The sequence below is a fragment of the Agrobacterium sp. 22-226-1 genome, from assembly GCF_053522345.1.
Genome location: NZ_JBNWCP010000003.1, coordinates 459,077 through 476,582, shown reverse-complemented (window position 1 = coordinate 476,582; position 17,506 = coordinate 459,077). Strand labels below are relative to the sequence as shown.

17 protein-coding genes are annotated in these 17,506 nt (G+C 58.1%); 1 reads left to right on the top strand and 16 read right to left on the bottom strand.

All coding sequences use genetic code 11. The annotated features are described in order from the left end of the window. Positions 1-76: 76 nt before the first annotated feature. From ACQZ5K_RS08055 to ACQZ5K_RS07990, 14 genes are all read right to left on the bottom strand, one after another. Complete coding sequence (locus ACQZ5K_RS08055) at positions 77-364, bottom strand: hypothetical protein (protein ID WP_448740076.1); 288 nt, start codon at positions 362-364, stop codon at positions 77-79. An 80-nt stretch (positions 365-444) separates the two neighbouring features. Beyond that, positions 445-810 (bottom strand): hypothetical protein, encoded by a 366-nt coding sequence (locus ACQZ5K_RS08050; protein WP_262513492.1) that lies wholly within the window; start codon positions 808-810, stop codon positions 445-447. A 241-nt stretch (positions 811-1,051) separates the two neighbouring features. Continuing rightward, a complete protein-coding gene (locus tag ACQZ5K_RS08045; protein ID WP_262513491.1) occupies positions 1,052-1,747 on the bottom strand; it encodes a restriction endonuclease in 696 nt (231 codons plus the stop codon). A 270-nt stretch (positions 1,748-2,017) separates the two neighbouring features. Next, the gene (locus ACQZ5K_RS08040) at positions 2,018-3,232 is read right to left on the bottom strand and encodes a DUF4236 domain-containing protein (RefSeq protein ID WP_448740075.1); all 1,215 of its coding nucleotides are present in this window, start codon (positions 3,230-3,232) and stop codon (positions 2,018-2,020) included. 240 nt (positions 3,233-3,472) lie between these two features. Next, on the bottom strand, positions 3,473-4,393 hold the full coding sequence (locus ACQZ5K_RS08035; protein WP_448740084.1) for a TIR domain-containing protein: 921 nt from the start codon (positions 4,391-4,393) through the stop codon (positions 3,473-3,475). A gap of 5 nt (positions 4,394-4,398) precedes the next feature. Next, the gene (locus ACQZ5K_RS08030; protein WP_262513489.1) at positions 4,399-5,097 is read right to left on the bottom strand and encodes an adenylate/guanylate cyclase domain-containing protein; all 699 of its coding nucleotides are present in this window, start codon (positions 5,095-5,097) and stop codon (positions 4,399-4,401) included. Positions 5,098-5,108: 11 nt separating this feature from the next. Then, positions 5,109-5,675 carry a Pycsar system effector family protein gene (locus ACQZ5K_RS08025; protein WP_262513488.1) on the bottom strand — a complete coding sequence of 189 codons (567 nt, stop codon included), beginning with the start codon at positions 5,673-5,675 and terminating at the stop codon, positions 5,109-5,111. Positions 5,676-5,685: 10 nt separating this feature from the next. Next, complete coding sequence (locus tag ACQZ5K_RS08020; protein WP_262513487.1) at positions 5,686-6,471, bottom strand: E2 domain-associated cysteine-rich protein; 786 nt, start codon at positions 6,469-6,471, stop codon at positions 5,686-5,688. A gap of 8 nt (positions 6,472-6,479) precedes the next feature. Next, complete coding sequence (locus tag ACQZ5K_RS08015; protein ID WP_262513486.1) at positions 6,480-8,006, bottom strand: adenylate/guanylate cyclase domain-containing protein; 1,527 nt, start codon at positions 8,004-8,006, stop codon at positions 6,480-6,482. Between the two features lie 222 nt (positions 8,007-8,228). Next, entirely contained in the window at positions 8,229-12,047 is a 3,819-nt protein-coding gene (locus tag ACQZ5K_RS08010) for a vitamin B12-dependent ribonucleotide reductase (protein WP_448740074.1), read from the bottom strand. Next, the gene (locus ACQZ5K_RS08005; RefSeq protein ID WP_256364474.1) at positions 12,037-12,168 is read right to left on the bottom strand and encodes a hypothetical protein; all 132 of its coding nucleotides are present in this window, start codon (positions 12,166-12,168) and stop codon (positions 12,037-12,039) included. Before ACQZ5K_RS08005 ends, ACQZ5K_RS08010 begins: the two co-directional genes overlap by 11 nt. A gap of 554 nt (positions 12,169-12,722) precedes the next feature. Beyond that, positions 12,723-13,220 carry a xanthine phosphoribosyltransferase gene (gene gpt / locus ACQZ5K_RS08000; RefSeq protein WP_003523375.1) on the bottom strand — a complete coding sequence of 166 codons (498 nt, stop codon included), beginning with the start codon at positions 13,218-13,220 and terminating at the stop codon, positions 12,723-12,725. 109 nt (positions 13,221-13,329) lie between these two features. Continuing rightward, positions 13,330-14,175, bottom strand: coding sequence for a universal stress protein (locus tag ACQZ5K_RS07995; RefSeq protein WP_448740073.1), 846 nt, complete (start codon positions 14,173-14,175; stop codon positions 13,330-13,332). A gap of 221 nt (positions 14,176-14,396) precedes the next feature. Beyond that, positions 14,397-15,188, bottom strand: coding sequence for a competence/damage-inducible protein A (locus ACQZ5K_RS07990; protein WP_003523372.1), 792 nt, complete (start codon positions 15,186-15,188; stop codon positions 14,397-14,399). A 278-nt stretch (positions 15,189-15,466) separates the two neighbouring features. Between ACQZ5K_RS07990 and wrbA the strand changes: the two genes are divergently transcribed. After that, positions 15,467-16,066: an NAD(P)H:quinone oxidoreductase type IV gene (wrbA, locus tag ACQZ5K_RS07985; RefSeq protein ID WP_448740072.1), complete on the top strand. Its 600-nt coding sequence runs from the start codon at positions 15,467-15,469 to the stop codon at positions 16,064-16,066. Positions 16,067-16,579: 513 nt separating this feature from the next. On the opposite strand, the gene ACQZ5K_RS07980 is transcribed toward wrbA, so the two are convergent. Both ACQZ5K_RS07980 and ACQZ5K_RS07975 read right to left on the bottom strand, forming a co-directional pair. After that, positions 16,580-16,825, bottom strand: a complete 246-nt coding sequence (locus ACQZ5K_RS07980; protein ID WP_448740071.1) for a DUF982 domain-containing protein — start codon at positions 16,823-16,825, stop codon at positions 16,580-16,582. A 94-nt stretch (positions 16,826-16,919) separates the two neighbouring features. Next, positions 16,920-17,225 (bottom strand): hypothetical protein, encoded by a 306-nt coding sequence (locus ACQZ5K_RS07975; protein WP_142779319.1) that lies wholly within the window; start codon positions 17,223-17,225, stop codon positions 16,920-16,922. Positions 17,226-17,506 lie beyond the last annotated feature (281 nt).

The following is a 17,506-nucleotide window of genomic DNA, read 5'->3' as shown; positions in this document are numbered from 1 at the left end:
AAGGCCAACCCATTGACCAAAGCCTGATCAGACAACCATACTTAGAGGTGGCTCACTTCTCGGTGGAAAAACCGGCTCAGTTCCGCGTGGAAACCAACACATTGACTGTCTGATAGTTGTCGATTGCCGCAAACGATGCGACGTACACCGAACCAAACGAAACTTGAAAGGATTTAGTTGCCGTCGACATCAGGTCCTCCCCAAGAAAATCACGCCATTGCTCGGCATTGTCGAACGCTTCGGCTTCCGCGATAGCCGTCGTAAGGCGGTCGGCCAGTGTCCTACCGTAGACTTGTTCGGCCATCTCTCGGACGAGGCAGCAATCTTTCAGCTCGGAACTTCCATACGAGATCTGAATGCCCATGCTGCGCGCCTACCTGCAGCCCTTGAGTCGCAGTGTTGCGACGGAGGCTTGCGTGACGCTGGCGAGGGAGGCTGCTTCGATCATTGGGGAAGCGCCGATCCCTGTGGCTTAGCGGCCTGCTTTGCGCGAATCTTGTCAATCCTTGACCAGTTGCGGGAAAGCTCGTGTTCACCCGCAAGATCCATGTCCATTTCCTGGGCATTGCACAAGGCAGCCAGGGTGACGAGCACACCTCCAGCCTCTTGAAACGGTTCCCCTTCTGGACGAGAGAAGACATAGTCGATCAGCGCGAGTGCATCCTCGCGAGTGCAGTTTGATGCTTGCGCGAGCTCGATGGCCTCTTCGAGAAATCGATGAGTCCGCTCCTTGACATCGCCTTGCACGGAGGGCGGGAAGCAGGCCGCAGTCCACTCTCGGACACGCGCCTGGAACGTGTGGCTGCTCATGCATCCTCCGGGTGCCATCATGGCGTAAGGACTCATATTCGACTGTGAAGATAGCACGGGGTGCAAGATGAGCAACGGTGGCGCGCGTAGCTTGGGCGTTGTCCACATCCAAAACTCCACTCAACCAGTCGCCAGCTTCGACGGCATTGCATCTGAATTCAATCGGGTCATTTCGATTTTCTCGCGGCCAGATCAATCGCGGCAGATGCTATAATCTCGTGCATGGCAACTGCGAAGATAATCAGAGGCCACGCTTTCGCTCAGACGCTGCGAGACGATGTTCTAGCTCGTCTATTAGTGGCTCTACGCGAACTAGAACATTCTCGATTGTCGCAAACTCGCCACGTAACGGTTCCAATACAAAAACACCCATATGCTGAGATTCGAAGGGAAAAGTTCCACGAATTGCTCTTGAGATCACATCTCTGCAGCCGTCGATCACAACGTTGGCAGAATAACCATGGTCACCTACATCAGGACGAAGACCATCTTCGATACGCCAATGTTTTGGAATTCGCCAATACCGATCGTGGCAAATCTCGACCCTGTCGAAGAGGTCCTGGATCCTCATGGCGGCGAGACGTGGACCAGTTGTCTGCCGCATTTCTGCTAGAGAAGTAACTTGAACGTTCGTTAACCCCGCTGCTTCCTTTGCACCTCGTTGGAAGCCTGCTTCCGACAACAGAATCCCGCGGTCTGCGCCGATGTCAGAGACGATCTCTCGAAGCCCTAGGACGTGCAATTTTGAAACGGGGGATTTCCATTGTTTGCATTCGACGATCCAGGTTATCTCGAACCCATAATGGTGCGATCGCACAAGCACGTCGATGTCATGCCTCGTTCGAACGCCAGCGATTCGCTGGTCGGTCTCTGCAGTAAGTCCGATCGAGCGGAAAAATGCTGCGGCTTCCTCTTGATAGTCTTTCCATGCTGTCATCGCGAAACTCGTTTGAGATATTCCAAGGATTAAGGCTCGTTGGTGAGAGGCCAAGACCCGACTAAAAATGAGAGCTTTCCGGAGGGCGGCCGGCCCTTGGTGTAAGATGCAGAGAGTGAAGGGGTTACGAGATTCTCACTGTTTCTCTGGGCGAATGAATCGGTCAGTCAGCTTCATAGCACTTGCGAAGGCGTCGTATCGACTGCGGCCGATGGCTAGGGAAGAACCGTACATTCCGAACCTATTACCGATCTTTGAGAACAACACGGGTCAGCGGCGATAAGGTTGGGATTCGGGGGGGATTGCCGCTGTGAGCCGATTGCGTTTCCGCACTGGTTCAACAGTGGGTGTGGCCTCCATCACATCGTTGGCAGGTGCCGAGGGTAGTTCGACTGTTCGTTCTCGCGGTAGTGCCGCCAGCATCCGGCAGCCATCTGCAAAAAAGCTTGCAACTCCTGTCCGGGAAAACTCGACGAGTTCGTTCACGCCGCTGTTGCTAGTGAAATGGATTGCCTCGTAAAGACACACGGGGATCTGCCGGTTGTCCTTGAAACGGCGGTCGGGACCGCCGTTCTTGTTTGGATGCTTCCAGGTGTAATCCACGATCTTCGCGTCGCTCGGTACGCGCTCGGTTTCGATGAATCTGGAATCCTGCCACCTGATGTTTAGATTGACGTAGTTCACGGCACCGACCCGGCCGCCCTCCTGGACAAGGACGATGTCGGGCATGAAGAACATGATCTGCTTGCCAACATGAAGGGCAGGAGGTGTCACGTTGCTTTTGATAACCGAAGGAAGGCTGTAGGCGAGGGTGGTTGCTTTCCTGTTGACGAGGTGGGACGCTCCCGCGTTGCGCTTCCAAGCGGTGAGGTTTTGAACTGCGCCCCCGGCCTCGATGTGCCATTTCGCAGCGCATCCATTGAGGCCGTCAAATCCTTGCACAAGATGATTGTACGCTGACTCCGCATCGCCTTCGAGATCGTAATAGAGGACGGTGGTTCTTCGGTACGAGTCTAACCACCTGCCGATCGCCCAGCCTGGAAGTGCCAGTGCGCAAAGCAACAATCCTGGGCCTCCGGACGCTAGGCCTGCAAATGTACCGATGCCCGCAGCCGTCCACATCAAAGCGGCGGACATCCGCGTTTGCCCAGCCTTCGAGTTGATCTCATTGAGGAGTTCCGAGAACGACTCGTCCTGCATGTACATGACGTCGCCGGACTCGATCTCGGTCATCGTGACGTCGCTGTTGTCGAAGGTCACATCATGGGAAGGCTTAAAGGGAGCGACTCCCGATGATCGACTCCGTCCAGCGTCGCCCAGCGTGGCGCGATAATAGAGACCCCCGCGGCCTGCGTGGATGTAATGCCCGCGTGGACCTGTTCCAATCCGAAGGCCCTTGATGCCAACGGAAACGCCGACCCCGCCTTTGGAAAAGTTGAAGCGAAACGGTCCTGCTGAAACCGATTTTCGAATGTAAAATGGCAATTGCCGCCCCCCGACCAAGGCCTCCGCAGTTAAATCTGGCTTTCCCCGGCATTCGTCAGCTTTAATCGGTTCCAGAACTAACCGAGGTTCTCCTCCGTTGAGAGGCTCGCTCCGAAAGCATGGAATCTACGCAACACTCATAGGTTAGCTGCTTCGGAATATCGGGCAAGAAAAGAGCAAGCACAAGTCTGTTCCGGCAGTCCGGCACAATCAGAAGGGGCGTTGGGCTTGTTTCGATAGCTATCCATTGAATGGTCCTAGCTTGAGAATGTGGGCGCGGAGCCTGTCGCAAGCTGGAGCGATGAGCGCGGCTGTATCCTGACCGCCCTCGTACCTGTAGGGGATCGTCGTAATGCCACTCATATCACTGGGGAGTTTCACTTTCTCGTCGCGCGGCTCCATGAGGATTGCGCGCTGCCTGCCCAGCCTTCCCATGAACAGTCCGAGTTCGAACACGACGTTGTCTCGAGGACTCGGCCACGGCTTTCCACGGCTCTCGGTGAGATCGTCTGCGTGGGCTATCGCAACTGCGAAATCCGAGTCGTCGATCTGAGATTCGAGATCTTGAAGGGTGTAGTTTGCGACCTTGAAGACGTCATCTGTCCACAGGGTGGCTAGGATCGTTTCGGTATCGTGTTCGAATGCGTTGCGGACAAGACGGGCTACATGCCGTGCCTCGGCGGAAGAGATGATGAAAACGCGTGTTTTCTCTCTGAAGGCACCGACATGCTTGTTCCGTTCCAGAAGCCTACGTGAAAGTGCGCGGGCGATCTGCTTGTAGATATCAGGGTAATTTTTGCCAAGTGATGCGAACTGCTGAGAGGTCAGTTTGCCGACAATCGACGGCTCGTCTGCGACAACGGTTGCGGATCGGCGTTGCGTCTGTTCCACTGCTGCCATCTCACCGACGTGATCCCCACGTCCCCGCGCGCCGATGCGGCGGCCGTTGACGTGGATGCCGAAAGATCCGGACACGATCAGGAAGATATCATTGTCCTCTGCATTCTGCTCGATCAGTGTCTGCCCAGTATCGTATTCCAGCAACTCTGCGAGATCTGCTAGTTCTTCGGCCAACGAGGTATCACGGCCGACGATCGTCTGAGATAGGAATGCCTCGATTCTCAGGTCCCTGCCTTCGTCGCCTTGAAAACGTTCAAGCATCCTGCTCAAGAGAAGCTCCTCCAGTAGGTCGTTGACCAAATCGCATCGTTATTGTGCTGTGACCAGTTCCACGACTTCCATATGTTTTCTCCCTGAGGGCCATTCTTCTGGTCGTTCTCAAGGTAGTCGTAGACCCGTTTGGTAATCCATGTCGGCTGATCCGCGTTGAGCGCCGTGAGCTTGGCGGCAAGATTGGCCGCATTCCCGATCCAGACAATATCATTGTCGCCGCGGACACCGGTCCTTGCAGCTCTGATTTCGGAAGTATCCACGCCTACGATGTGCCGGATTTTGAAGTCGGTCTTGTATTGCTTGCTCAACTCCGGCTGCACGATGTTTTTGATCGCATAGTTGATTTCAAGCGCGCAGGAGACCGCAACATTGCGTTGCCTGTTTGAGATGAAGATGCCCATCACGCGGTCGCCATCATAGGAAACGATGGTCCCGCCATGCTTGCGGATTAGGCGTGAGGTCGCATAGAGGAAGGTCTTGTAGACTTCGCCTGCGAACTGCCAAGTCTTCTTTTCAACGAGGTTCGTGGAGCCGTCCAGATCCGCGTACAGTATCGTGGCGGTTTTCAGATGTACGGCGTCATTCGAAAGTTTGAGGTCCGCTGGCTCCGGTACGGTCGTTCCTTCACGCACGTTCCAGTTAGTACGAAAGGTCGTGCTGGCATTGCCTCTGATATCGTCGGCTATCGTCATCGTGATACCCCTCAGCAATGCAATTGGCTGATTGCCCAGCGGATACAGAAGATCAGCGGAGGCATCGTCATGATTGCGAAAGCGGTCAGAACCAGGAATCCGGCCCAGTTGAACATTCGGAACTTCCGATGGGCGATCTTCGCATGGATCGCGGTCTGTACCGACAGATCACGGAGGTAGGTAGCGGTCGCTGAGTCGTTACCGGTTGGCATGTAGAGATCGGCTGCCATATCTGGATAGTCCTTCGTTCCTCCCTTGGCGATGTCACCGAAATAAAGAAGGTTCTTGTAATCGTCCTCGCGCTTATGCATCTGGTCAAGAAACTTGGGCATCAGGGATTTCAGGCTGATCATGGCGGCGATGAAGAGAAGGGGCAGGGCCGCTTTAAAGGCGTGGTTGTAGCCGAGAGGCAGTTCTTGCGGAGCCCGTAGGAGCGTGATGATTGCTCCCATCCAGACGGAGCAGAAGGTGAGGAGGGCAGCATTCTTGGCCTCGGCAAATTTGGCGAAGTCGATCATCCTGCCGTGGTTGGCCGAGAGCAGCTTCTCATATGCTTCCTGTTGGTCGTTCTTGGCCATCCTCTTTTCCTCAGCCGGAAATCCGTGCAAGCGGGCAATCGTCCATTGTGCCGCAGCAGACCTGACTGGCGGCGCGTAAATGCGTGTAGAAGTCGGCTTCTGCTTTTCGCCAGCCGTCCATGTTAAGGACGAGTTCGGCAAGCAGCCGCGCGTGATCACCACAGGAGGCCAGCGGGAGACGACGAACATCAGCATGTTCACATTTGCATCTTTGACGCAGCGTCATCACACGCCGCACGGTGGGCACGACGGTGACCACGCGTCGGCCGTCCTGGAGAAGTGCGATACGCTCCCGGCGGTGCCCACGCCCCAAACGAAGGCGATCGTCTCTCAGCAAGGCCACGAACCTGGGACCAAGTGCCTCGGCATTCTCCTCCGCCATCGTCTGGAAACGCGCAGCCTCCGAACCATGCGCGCGAGCGTCAGCCTTGCCCGGCCAGCGTCGTAGCACGGCTGCTGAACGTTGGCGGAGCAGAAAGGTTAGAAGCTTTCCCCACCAAGCCTCCGCATCCTCGTGGTCCTTGATCTGCGTTGGTTCAACTTCACCCCAGTAGAGGCAGAACGTACCGCCTGGATTGATGTGCCGCTCTGCACAGAAAGACGGCAGGAGGGTAGCCTCCGCCTCTCTTACCGACACCGTCTCCCCCTCCCGTGAGATTTCTAGGATGAACTCGGATGAGGGAGCGCCGGATGCGCTGGGCGGACGGACGCCGTATATCGCTCGTTCGTCATTGCCAGAGATGAGCCGGGCGTGGTTCTCATGGGCCACGCTGTGAAGATGTTCGATCGGCGACAACGCTGGCCTCAATCGATCTTCGCATGCGGGCGGAAAGGTGTCTCTGCCGCTCGAGCGATGGCAGGACTCGCCGCCGCATAGAGCACGGCCCGCGCCGCCTTTGCTGTGGAATCATCTTCGGCGGCAAGTGCTTCGAGTGCGACATCGTAGGTCAGGTTAGCGACCCGGCGGGACGACCCGAAGAGCTTCCGTACCGAAGACGGTCCCTCATCGTAGGCCGACTGGCCGATTGCCGTTTGCGTTCCATCGCAACGCTTCTGTTCGGCCTCGGACAGCAGCACCGAGCGCCCGGCGGAGCACCGAACGCGGCTCCCCTGCATTCCAAGGCGTGTGATCGAACCCGGGCCAAAGTCAAAGCCGATGGCTAGGCCCAGATCGTCTGTGTCCACGCCGTTATCCTGAAGGCGTTCGAGAGCAAGATCGAAACTGCTGCGAAGTCCGCCAGCACAAAGTACTGCAGTGGAGATGGTGGCATCTGTGTCGGTGGTGTAGGCGGTGCCCTCAAGAATGTGACCATGGACGCAGTCGCCGATGAAGCGAATCCGGCGTCCGGAGAAATCCGAGGTGAGAACACGATCAAGTTCTGCGCGGATAACATGAAGGCAGCGGACGACATCTTCCGCGTCATCGTCGATGTGGGAGTCGACATAAGCGGTGAAATTATCCACATCGGCGTAGACCGAGACCATGTCCATACGGCGAGAGTTACCCGGCGTAAGAACGGTGATATCCAGGTTCTTTAAGGGGGGGGTCGCTCGAGAGAAGGAGAAGGACCCGATGGGGTTGTTCTCGTTATCCTTTCTCCACTCCCTTACGATCGAGTCCTTGCTCAGGCCGAGCTGGGCATTGTCTTCGCAGTGTGCGATTTCATCGTCCGTGAGCTTCGTCTTTGCAGGCACATCTACGGTGTCGAGATCGATCGCATCGCGGGCGTCGTTGCTCAGATAGATTCCGATCACCTTATTGTTCGACGCGAGCTTTGCGGCGATGTTTGCCGGGCGACCGAGAAAAAGCGGCTCGCGGTAGCCATTGCGCCCGTTGTTTACGGCCAGCGCCTTTCCAGTGTCGATGCCGACGCGCACCTTCGCATTAGGGATATTCTCGTCATCGTCGCCGGTTTCGGCAAGAACATCCACGATCAGCTTTGCTATCGCCACCGCGCGGTCCACGCGGTCACCTGCCGCATCCGTTCCGTAAGGCTTGGCGATGACGGCGTGCAGACGCTGGTTATGGAAGTCCACCCGAATAGCATCTGCGTCGGCTAAGATGCGGTGCACTGCTCGGTAATGGAGATTCAGGAACCGGAGAGCGCGCTTGTGGGAGGTCTGTCCTTCGGTATCCGTCGACCAGAGCATCTCTTCGAAGTTGACGATGTCGATATAGAGATGAACGCCGTCCAGGCGATAGGCCTTGTTCGTTGGAATCGACTGAAGTGAGGTGGTTCGCGTGTAGTCGACCACCGTTACGTTTTCGACATCCTTGATGCGCGCGTCGATTGCAGTTTTGGCGCGGTCGTGCTTCCAGCTATTTGCCATTGCTACTAAACTCCAGGATTTCCGTGTGCTTTGGACGGTGTCCAACTTACGCGATTGTTTCACTGTTTGTTCTGTTGGGCATTTTCCGGGCACTTTTCAGTGCCCGGAAATAGTCATTTGAGGCGTTGGCCAGTTTCAGTTTCCAAAATGGCCAGTACTAAGGCTATTTGGCCAGTACTAGGGTTGGTTTCTCACCGGGCGATTTACTTCACGGTTTAGCTATCAGCTGCACCCACTCGTCGCACCGCAAGTATCGCACTTCTCGCAAGTGCCGTTCCGCACCATCGTGAAGTTCTGGCATTCCGAGCACATGTTGCCGGTATACCCTTGTGCAATCGAGCGCATGCGGCGTTCGTTTTCCACCTTCTTGGCTTCCGTCTTGGCCGATGCAGCGTCGGCGGCGGCCTTGTCGGAGAAGAGGGCGGTGGCCGTCTGCTGGGATTCCTGGGCGACGTCGTCGATCACTTCCTCGGCGATTTCTTCGGCCAGTTCCCTGGCGCGCTCTTCATAGTCCCGCTTGAAGGAGACGATTTCTGAGGTTGCGATGGAGACCGTCGGTTCCAGCTTGCGGGCGGCGGAGCCGGCGAAGGAGGTGACGTTGGCCGAGGCGCGGGCAGGGGCTGCCGTTGCAGAGCCCTTTGGCTCGGAAGACGAACGTTCGCCGCCATTGCTGGAAACCAGCGTCGGCTTGTAACCGCGGGTCCAGCCGGTGGAAACGAGGTTGGTCTTGCCTTCCTGGATACCCTTGCCGAGCGCCGTGTTGGAGAAATCCGACGTATCGACATGGGCGAGATCGTGGCGGCCGAGATAGGAGACGGCGAGTTCGCGGAACACGTAGTCGAGGATCGACGTGGCGTTCTTAATCGCGTCGTTGCCCTGCACCATGCCGGCCGGTTCGAACTTGGTGAAGGTGAAGGCCTCCACATATTCTTCCAGCGGCACGCCATATTGCAGGCCGAGCGAAATGGCGATGGCGAAGTTGTTCATCATCGCACGGAAGGCCGCACCTTCCTTGTGCATGTCGATGAAGATTTCGCCGATGCGGCCATCGCCGAATTCGCCGGTGCGCAGATAGACCTTGTGACCGCCGACGGTTGCCTTCTGGGTGTAACCCTGACGGCGGTTCGGCAGCTTTTCACGCTCGCGCGAGACACGCTCGATGACGCGTTCGACGATCTTTTCGGTGATCGTCACGGCCTGCTGTGCAGCCGGCTGCTGGATCAGCTCTTCGATCAGGTCTTCTTCGTCCTCATCTTCCACCAGCGAGGCGTTGAGCGGCTGGGAAAGCTTGGAGCCATCGCGGTAAAGGGCGTTGGCCTTCAGCGCCAGCTTCCAGGAGAGCATGTAGGCGCTGCCGCAATCCTCGACGGTCGCATCGTTCGGCATGTTGATCGTCTTGGAGATCGCACCCGAGATGAAGGGCTGTGCCGCCGCCATCATGCGGATATGCGATTCGACAGAGAGATAACGCTTGCCGATCTTGCCGCAGGGGTTGGCGCAATCGAAGACCGGCAGATGCTCGGCCTTCAGGAACGGTGCGCCTTCCAGCGTCATCGCGCCGCAGACGTGAACGTTTGCCGCTTCGATGTCCTTCTTGCCGAAGCCGAGGTGCTCGAGCAGGTTGAAGCTCATGTCGGAGAGCTGCTCATCGGAAACTTTCAGCGTTTCCTTGAGGAAGTCGGCACCGAGCGTCCACTGGTTGAAGACGAACTTGATGTCGAAGGCGCTCTTCAGCGCGCCATTGACGGCTTCGATCTTCTCGTCGGTGAAGCCCTTGGCCTTCAGCGTGGAAGGGTTGATGCCGGGCGCCTGGTTGAGATTGCCATGGCCGACGGCATAGGCTTCGATCTCGGCGATCTGGCTTTCGGAGTAACCGAGCGAACGCAGCGCATCCGGAACGGCGCGGTTGATGATCTTGAAGTAACCGCCGCCGGCGAGCTTCTTGAACTTCACCAGCGCGAAGTCGGGCTCGATGCCGGTCGTGTCGCAATCCATCACGAGGCCGATCGTGCCGGTGGGCGCGATAACCGTTGTCTGGGCGTTGCGGTAGCCGTGCTGCTCGCCGAGCGTCAGCGCCTTGTCCCAGGCGGCGACGGCATGGGCGATCAGGTCCTGATCCGGGCAATCGCCATGGACGAGCGCGACCGGGTTGACCGACAGGCCTTCATAACCTTCCGACTGGCCGTGGGCGGCGCGGCGGTGGTTGCGGATGACGCGCAGCATGTTGTCGCGGTTCGGCGCAAAGCCCGGGAAGGGGCCGAGCTCGCCGGCCATTTCGGCCGAGGTGGCGTAGGACACACCGGTCATGATGGCGGTGAGGCTACCTGCAATGGCGCGGCCTTCGGCGCTGTCATAGGGAATGCCCGAGGACATCAGGAGGCCGCCGATATTGGCGTAGCCGAGGCCGAGCGTGCGGTATTCATAGGAGAGTTCGGCGATCTGGCGCGACGGGAACTGCGCCATCATGACCGAGACTTCGAGCACGACCGTCCACAGGCGAACGGCATGTTCGTAATCGGCGATATCGATGCGCTTCGTTGCCTGATCCTTGAACTGCAAAAGGTTCAGCGAGGCGAGGTTGCAGGCCGTGTCATCGAGGAACATATATTCCGAGCACGGGTTGGAGGCACGGATGGGGCCGGCGGCCGGCGAAGTGTGCCAGTCGTTCATGGTGGTGTTGAAGTGCAGGCCCGGATCGGCCGATGCCCAGGCGGCGTGGGAAATCTTTTCCCAGAGGTCGCGGGCCTTCAGCGTCTTCATGACCTTGCCGTCCTTGCGGGCGGTGAGGTTCCAGTCACCGTCATTTTCGACAGCGCGCAGGAAGTCGTCCTTCAGCGAGACGGAGTTGTTGGAGTTCTGGCCTGAAACCGTGAGGTAGGCTTCCGAATCCCAATCCGTGTCATAGGTCTTGAACTGGATGTCCTTGTAACCCTGCTCGGCGAACTGGATGACGCGCTTGACGTAGTTTTCCGGCACCATGTCCTTCTTGGCAGCGCGGATTTCGCGCTTCAGGGCAGGGTTCTTGGCCGGGTCGAAGCAATCGCCATTGTCGGCCTCGCAATTGACGCAGGCCTTCATGATCGCCTTCAGATGCTTGGCGACGATCTTGGAGCCGGTCACGAGAGCGGCAACCTTCTGCTCCTCGTTCACCTTCCAGTCGATATAGGCTTCGATATCCGGATGGTCGGCATCGACAACGACCATCTTGGCCGCACGACGGGTCGTGCCGCCGGACTTGATGGCGCCGGCTGCGCGGTCGCCGATCTTGAGGAAGCTCATCAGGCCGGAGGAGCGGCCGCCGCCGGAAAGCTTTTCGCCTTCGCCGCGCAGATAGGAGAAGTTGGAGCCGGTGCCGGAACCGTATTTGAACAGGCGCGCTTCACGCACCCACAGATCCATGATGCCGCCTTCATTGACGAGGTCGTCCTCAACGGACTGGATGAAGCAGGCATGCGGCTGCGGATGTTCGTAAGCGGACTTGGACTTGGTCAGCTTAGCCGTGAAGGGATCGACATAGAAGTGGCCCTGGCCGGGGCCATCGATGCCATAGGCCCAGTGCAGGCCGGTGTTGAACCATTGCGGGGAATTCGGCGCAACGCGCTGGGTGGCGAGCATGTAGGCAAGCTCGTCGCGGAAAGCCAGCGCATCTTCTTCGGACGAGAAATATTTGCCCTTCCAGCCCCAATAGGCCCAGGTGCCGGCCAGACGGTCGAAAACCTGACGCGCATCGGTCTCGGAGCCGAAACGCTCGGCTTCCGGCACATCCTTCAGCGCCTTTTCATCGGGCACCGAGCGCCACAGGAAGGAAGGAACGTCGTTTTCCTCAACCTTCTTAAGGAACTTCGGTACGCCGGCCTTGCGGAAATATTTCTGCGCCAGAACGTCGGTCGCAACCTGGCTGAACTGCGCGGGAACGTCGATGTCAGCCAGACGGAACACGATGGATCCATCCGGGTTCTTGATTTCACTGACGGCCTTGCGGAAGTCGATTTCCGCATAAGGCGATTGGCCGGGCTTCGTGAAGCGGCGTTCAATGCGCATGGTTTCTGTCCTCGTCCATTGGGCGCCCGGTAAAGGGCGCAAAAATCCGGTCCAGCCGTGCGATGCCTTCGCGCAGCCGGTTGTTGCCGATCTGAAAGGGATGTTCATCCTTGGATGTCATCCCTGTATCTCGTGGCTTATTCGGCTGCAAGCATGTCATGGAATACTAAATATAGTATCAACAGCTTCCTGCCGCCAGTCCCCGCGTCATGTTTTTGGCGGTTCCGAAAAGGCGCGCAAAAGCCTGCGGCGAACCGCCCCCTCATGGCCGGGACGCCGCTTTGGACATGCGCGCTGAAGATGGAGAGGAACCGGCCTCGTTACTTTCCGGTCCGTTGCCGCCGCAACATAATTGTCACTTTCCTCTCGCGGCACAGATTCGTCAAGCCATAGATTGAAACCCATTTTTAACCACAAGATATTGTGTGGAGTGCCTGTGGAAAACGGGGATAGGAAAAGCTCTTAGAAAAATCAGTGACTTGGCGGGAAAGTTTGAAGCTTGCGCGAGGCTGGTTTCCGCAACGGAAAGACAAAACCCCGCATTTCCGGGGTGAGGCATAAAGGCGACACTGCGGTTTTTCCGTGTTTTTTAGCTGTCGCCATAAAGGCGGTTCCCGACAAAAAAACCGCCCCAATGGGGCGGTTCCAAAGCGTGATTTTTCTCTTCGGGGCTCGTCAGCCGCGCGATCCCTTGGCAATCGGCTCCTGATAGGTGAAGCCCATGTCCCAGGGAAAATAAATCCAGGTGTCCTGGCTGACTTCGGTGACGAAGGTGTCGATGGTCGGCACGCCCTTCGGCTTGGCGTAAACACAGGCGAAATGCGCCTTGGGCAGCATTTCGCGCACTTCGAGCGCGGTCTTGCCGGTATCGGTCAGGTCGTCCAGCACCAGCACGCCTTCGCCGCCATCCGCCGAAAGTTCCGGGGCGACACCCTTCAGCAGAACCGTTTCGCCCTGATTGACGTAATCATGACGGGTGGCGATGCAGACCGTGTCGATCAGGCGGATATTCAGTTCGCGGGAAATGATCGCCGCCGGCACCAGGCCGCCGCGGGTGATACAGACGATCGCGCGGAACTCCCGCTCAAGGCCGGCAAGACGCCAGGCAAGCGCACGGGCATCGCGGTGGAACTGGTCCCAGGAGACGGGAAAGGCTTTATCGGGAAGGGACATGTCGTCTACCATCTGGTCAAAATTGTCGATGGCTTTGGCTAATAGCCGCAAGACCGGCAAAAAGGCAAGCTTTCCGCACGGTCTTGTAGCTCAATCCACTTCCACCGGTTTAACGCGACAGCAGCGTCAGCGCCGTCATGGAATCGAGCAGGGTGCGGGTGACACCGCCAAACAGCAGTTCCCACCAGCGGGAATGGCCGTAAGCGCCCATGACAAGAAGGTCGATGCTGTTATCGGACAGCCGGTTTTCGATGGCCGCCTGCGGCGAGACGCCGGCGATCTTTTCCTGCGAGGTCACGGTAACGTTGACGCCGTGGCGGGCGAGCGTGGCGGCCAGTTCCGCACCGGCGAGGCCGGAAGACTGCGTTTCGCTCTCGGCCTGATCGACGGAGAATATCTCGACGCTATCGGCCGCCTTGAGGAAGGGCAGGGCGTCGAAGGTGGCGCGGGTCGCCTCGCGCGAGCCGTTCCAGGCGATCAGGACGCGCTTGATCGGTTTCGCAACGGTCAGCACATGTGGCACGAGGAGAACGGGGCGGCCGCTTTCATAAAGGAAACCGTCAATATCCGAACGGCTGTCGGAAAGTGCGGAGGAGTTGCTCTGGCGGGCGACGATGAGATCGGCGCAGCGGGCGCTGTCGATTGCCGATGCGGAGGCGTAACCCACCGATGTGACGAAGCTGCGCCATTCGTGCGAGATGCCGTTGGCGGCCAGCGTACGCTCGAAGATAGTGCCGACATCGATGGTTTCCTTATGCGCCACGTCCTGCAGCGCCTGCACGGTGGCGGGATCGGGAATTTCCATCGGTGCGACGAGGGGAACAGCGGCCAGCGTTTCCATATGCAGGCCGATCACATGCGAGGAAAACTGATCGGCAAGGCTTACCACGAATTCGCCGAGCTTCTGCGTGTTCGAAACATTGTCGACCACTGCCAATATCGTCTTGTAACCCATTTCTCTCTCCTCGGTGACATGTCGTTTTCAGATCGTTCTGGCTTTTCTTCGAATCGCCAGAACGATCCAAGTCTCTGTTTTATGCATTGTCCGGACGGAAAAGCTGTTCCGCTTTTCCTGGAAATGCTCAGGGGGAGAGTGGCCGCCTTTACAGGCCGCCACCTTGATTTTGGTCAAAGCTTCCCGGTCTCAAGCCTCTTCTGTCTCAAGCCTTTTCTGCCTTAGGCGGTTGCATCGCCCTTGCTGGCTGCCAGTCTTTTTTCATGTCCGATGGTCTCGATCATGGCCGCAACCGCGTCTGCTGCCGCCTTCAGGACGCCGGCGTCGCGGGCGCGCACCACGATCTCCGTCGAAAAGCGCTGCCCGTCATATTTGGGATAGGAGCCGATGCTGGTTTCGGGATGGGCTTTCTGGATGGCCGTCAGCGGCGTGCCGATATCGCCTTCGCCATAGGGCGACCGCACCGCCTGCGACATGACTTTTGCGCCGGTGCGCAGCGTCGGCATGACATTGTCCAGCATGGCCTGAAACACCTGCGGCACGCCAGCCATGACGTAAACATTGCCGATGACGAAGCCGGGGGCGACGGAAACGGGATTGGCGATGTGGGCGGCTCCTCTCGGCATGCGCGCCATGCGCTTGCGCGCCTCGGTGAACTCCATCTCGCGGACGCGATACATGTCACCCAGCAGGCGCAGCGCCTCGGCATCGTGCTCGCAGGGCAGGCCAAACGCCGCAGAGACCGCATCCGCGGTGATGTCGTCATGGGTTGGGCCGATGCCGCCTGATGTGAAGACATAATCATAGCGGCCGCGCAATGCGTTCAGCGCTTCCACGATCGCTTCCTCCTCATCGGCGACGATGCGCACTTCCTTCAGGTCGATGCCGGACATGGTGAGGACATCCGCGAGGTGGCCGATATTCTTGTCCTTGGTGCGGCCCGAAAGCAGTTCGTCGCCAATGGCAAGCATGGCGGCGGTCACGACGGATTGGGCGGAGGAGGGATTGGACATGGTTGCACTCGTCATCTGTTTCACCCGACGTTAACGCCGCGCCAGCGCGAATGCAAAGCGGTTTTGAAGAAACGCAAAAGGGGGATTGGTTGACGATGGCCCCGAGCGTTCACTCATCGTGAACAGTGCGTATGCCAATCCCCGGCTGGCGGCAGACCGATCCGTCCGCTACCTTTTTGTCATACGCTTTTTACAGGTCAAAGCCGATGATCATTGAGTTTTTAAAGAAGCTTGTCGCCGGTACGCCGGAAACAGTTCCAGCAAAGGAAACGAAGAGAATGACGAAGGTTCTGGTACTTTATTACTCCTCTTACGGCCATATCGAGAAAATGGCCTATGCCGTTGCCGAGGGCGTGAAGTCCACCGGCGCGGACGCCGTGGTGAAGCGCGTTCCCGAACTCGTTCCGGAAGAAGTTGCAAAGTCTTCCCATTTCAAGCTGGATCAGCCGGCCCCGGTGGCGACGGTGGACGAACTGGCGGATTACGACGCCATTATCGTCGGCGCCGGCACGCGTTTCGGCACGGTCGCCTCGCAGATGCGCAATTTCTGGGACCAGACCGGCGGCCTGTGGTTCAGCGGCAAGCTGGTCGGCAAGGTGGGTTCGGCTTTCACCTCTTCCGCCACGCAGCATGGCGGCCAGGAATCGACCATCCTCGGCTTCATCCCCACCTTCCTGCACCATGGCATGGCGGTCGTCGGTCTGCCCTATGCTTTCCAGGGCCAGATGGGCGTCGATGAAATCAAGGGCGGCTCGCCCTATGGCGCCTCCACCATCACCGATGGCGACGGCTCGCGCCAGCCTTCCGAAATCGAACTGGAAGCCGCTCGTTATCAGGGCGCGCATGTGGCGAAACTCGCCGCCAAGCTTTCCGCCTGATTGGATGATCTGTTGAAAAAAAATGCGGCCCACAAGGCCGCATTTTTTAATGCCGGAACGTCACGTCGCCGGTCCTGTCGAAGAAGAACTTTTGCCGTGGGTCAGATCGGTAGGTTGACCATGAAAAGGCAGCTTGCGACCACGAAGCCGAGCATCGAGATTTCGAGAAAACCGTTCAATCCGTCACGCATTCCAATCCTCCTCCTGTTGGATGAAAAGAGAACGGCCAGAGTTTATCGCGGTTCCATAACGAAAGAATGAAATTCAGGAAATTCTAATGTCCACTCGCCCCGTCTTCCGGCGGAGAGGATTTTCGCGCTTCAGCCGGTGACGACGAAGGCCACCACGAGGTGGCCGAGAAGGCCGATCGCCAAGCAGGAGAGGAGAAAAATGAACAGGGCTTTTTTCATGTTTCCGGAAGCTTCCATCTGTTGCGATCCATCCAACGTCTTATTCTGAAAAGCTGACGCCGCAGGCGGCATTTTTAGTCGACGGCCGGCAGGTGTTCCGCCGTCAGGCCTTGATATCGAGGCCGGCTTCGATTGCGGCTGCGATGAAGGCCTTGCGCGCATCCTCGGGCTTTTTCCTGCCGGCATCGACGGCGGCGCAGATCAGCAGCACCTTGTCCAGCGCATCGCCGTCTTCGATCGGCCAATCCTCGATCAGCGCCCAGGAGGCCGCCTGCGTGGTGTCGATGCTCGTATAGTCGCCCGGCGTTTCGAACGCGATCAGGACGGGTTTTTGCCAGCGCGTATTCATCGCCTATCCATAGTGGTTGTTGCGCCCGGCTCTAAACCAAGCGGCCAGGATGCGCAATCCCGTTCCCGGCCCGTTTCGCGCGGTTGCGGTGTGGTCAGTCGTCGCGCCCGAACAGCCATTCGCGGATGATGCGGCGGTCGATGAGTTCCAGCGAGCGGTCCGGCGCGATGCGGTAGGTTTCCACCGCCCTCGTGCTGCCGTCGATGCGGAATTCATGGGTGAAGGTGCTGCCGATTGGCGATTTCGTCAGTTTGGTGCGCGGCTGGCCTCTGTAGATGATGCTGCCGGGGATGGGTTCGACATAGGGCGCGGGGCCGACATAGGCGGCCGGTCCGGCCGTGGTGCATCCGGCAAGCGCCAGTGTAAGCGCGATAGCGGCCGGCGATACGAGCGTTTTCATCCTGTCCTCCGAAGTGCGTCCGTGAAAACGATGTCGAGGCGCGGCGGTTCCCGGCGGGCAGGGGGCCGGAGACGATTTCCCCGACTATTTGCTCTTCGGATTCTGAATGTCGCGCGCGACCCAGCGAAAGAAAAAGTAGACGAGGAGGCCGAAGATGAAAAGCGGGATGAGGTTCGCAAAACCGGACATATGATTCTCGTTTCTCCCTCCCGATCCGGGGTCTAGTCGGAGTGAAACCGGCAAGGCAAGGGGAACGCCAAACACAGTCGGTAAAATATCCG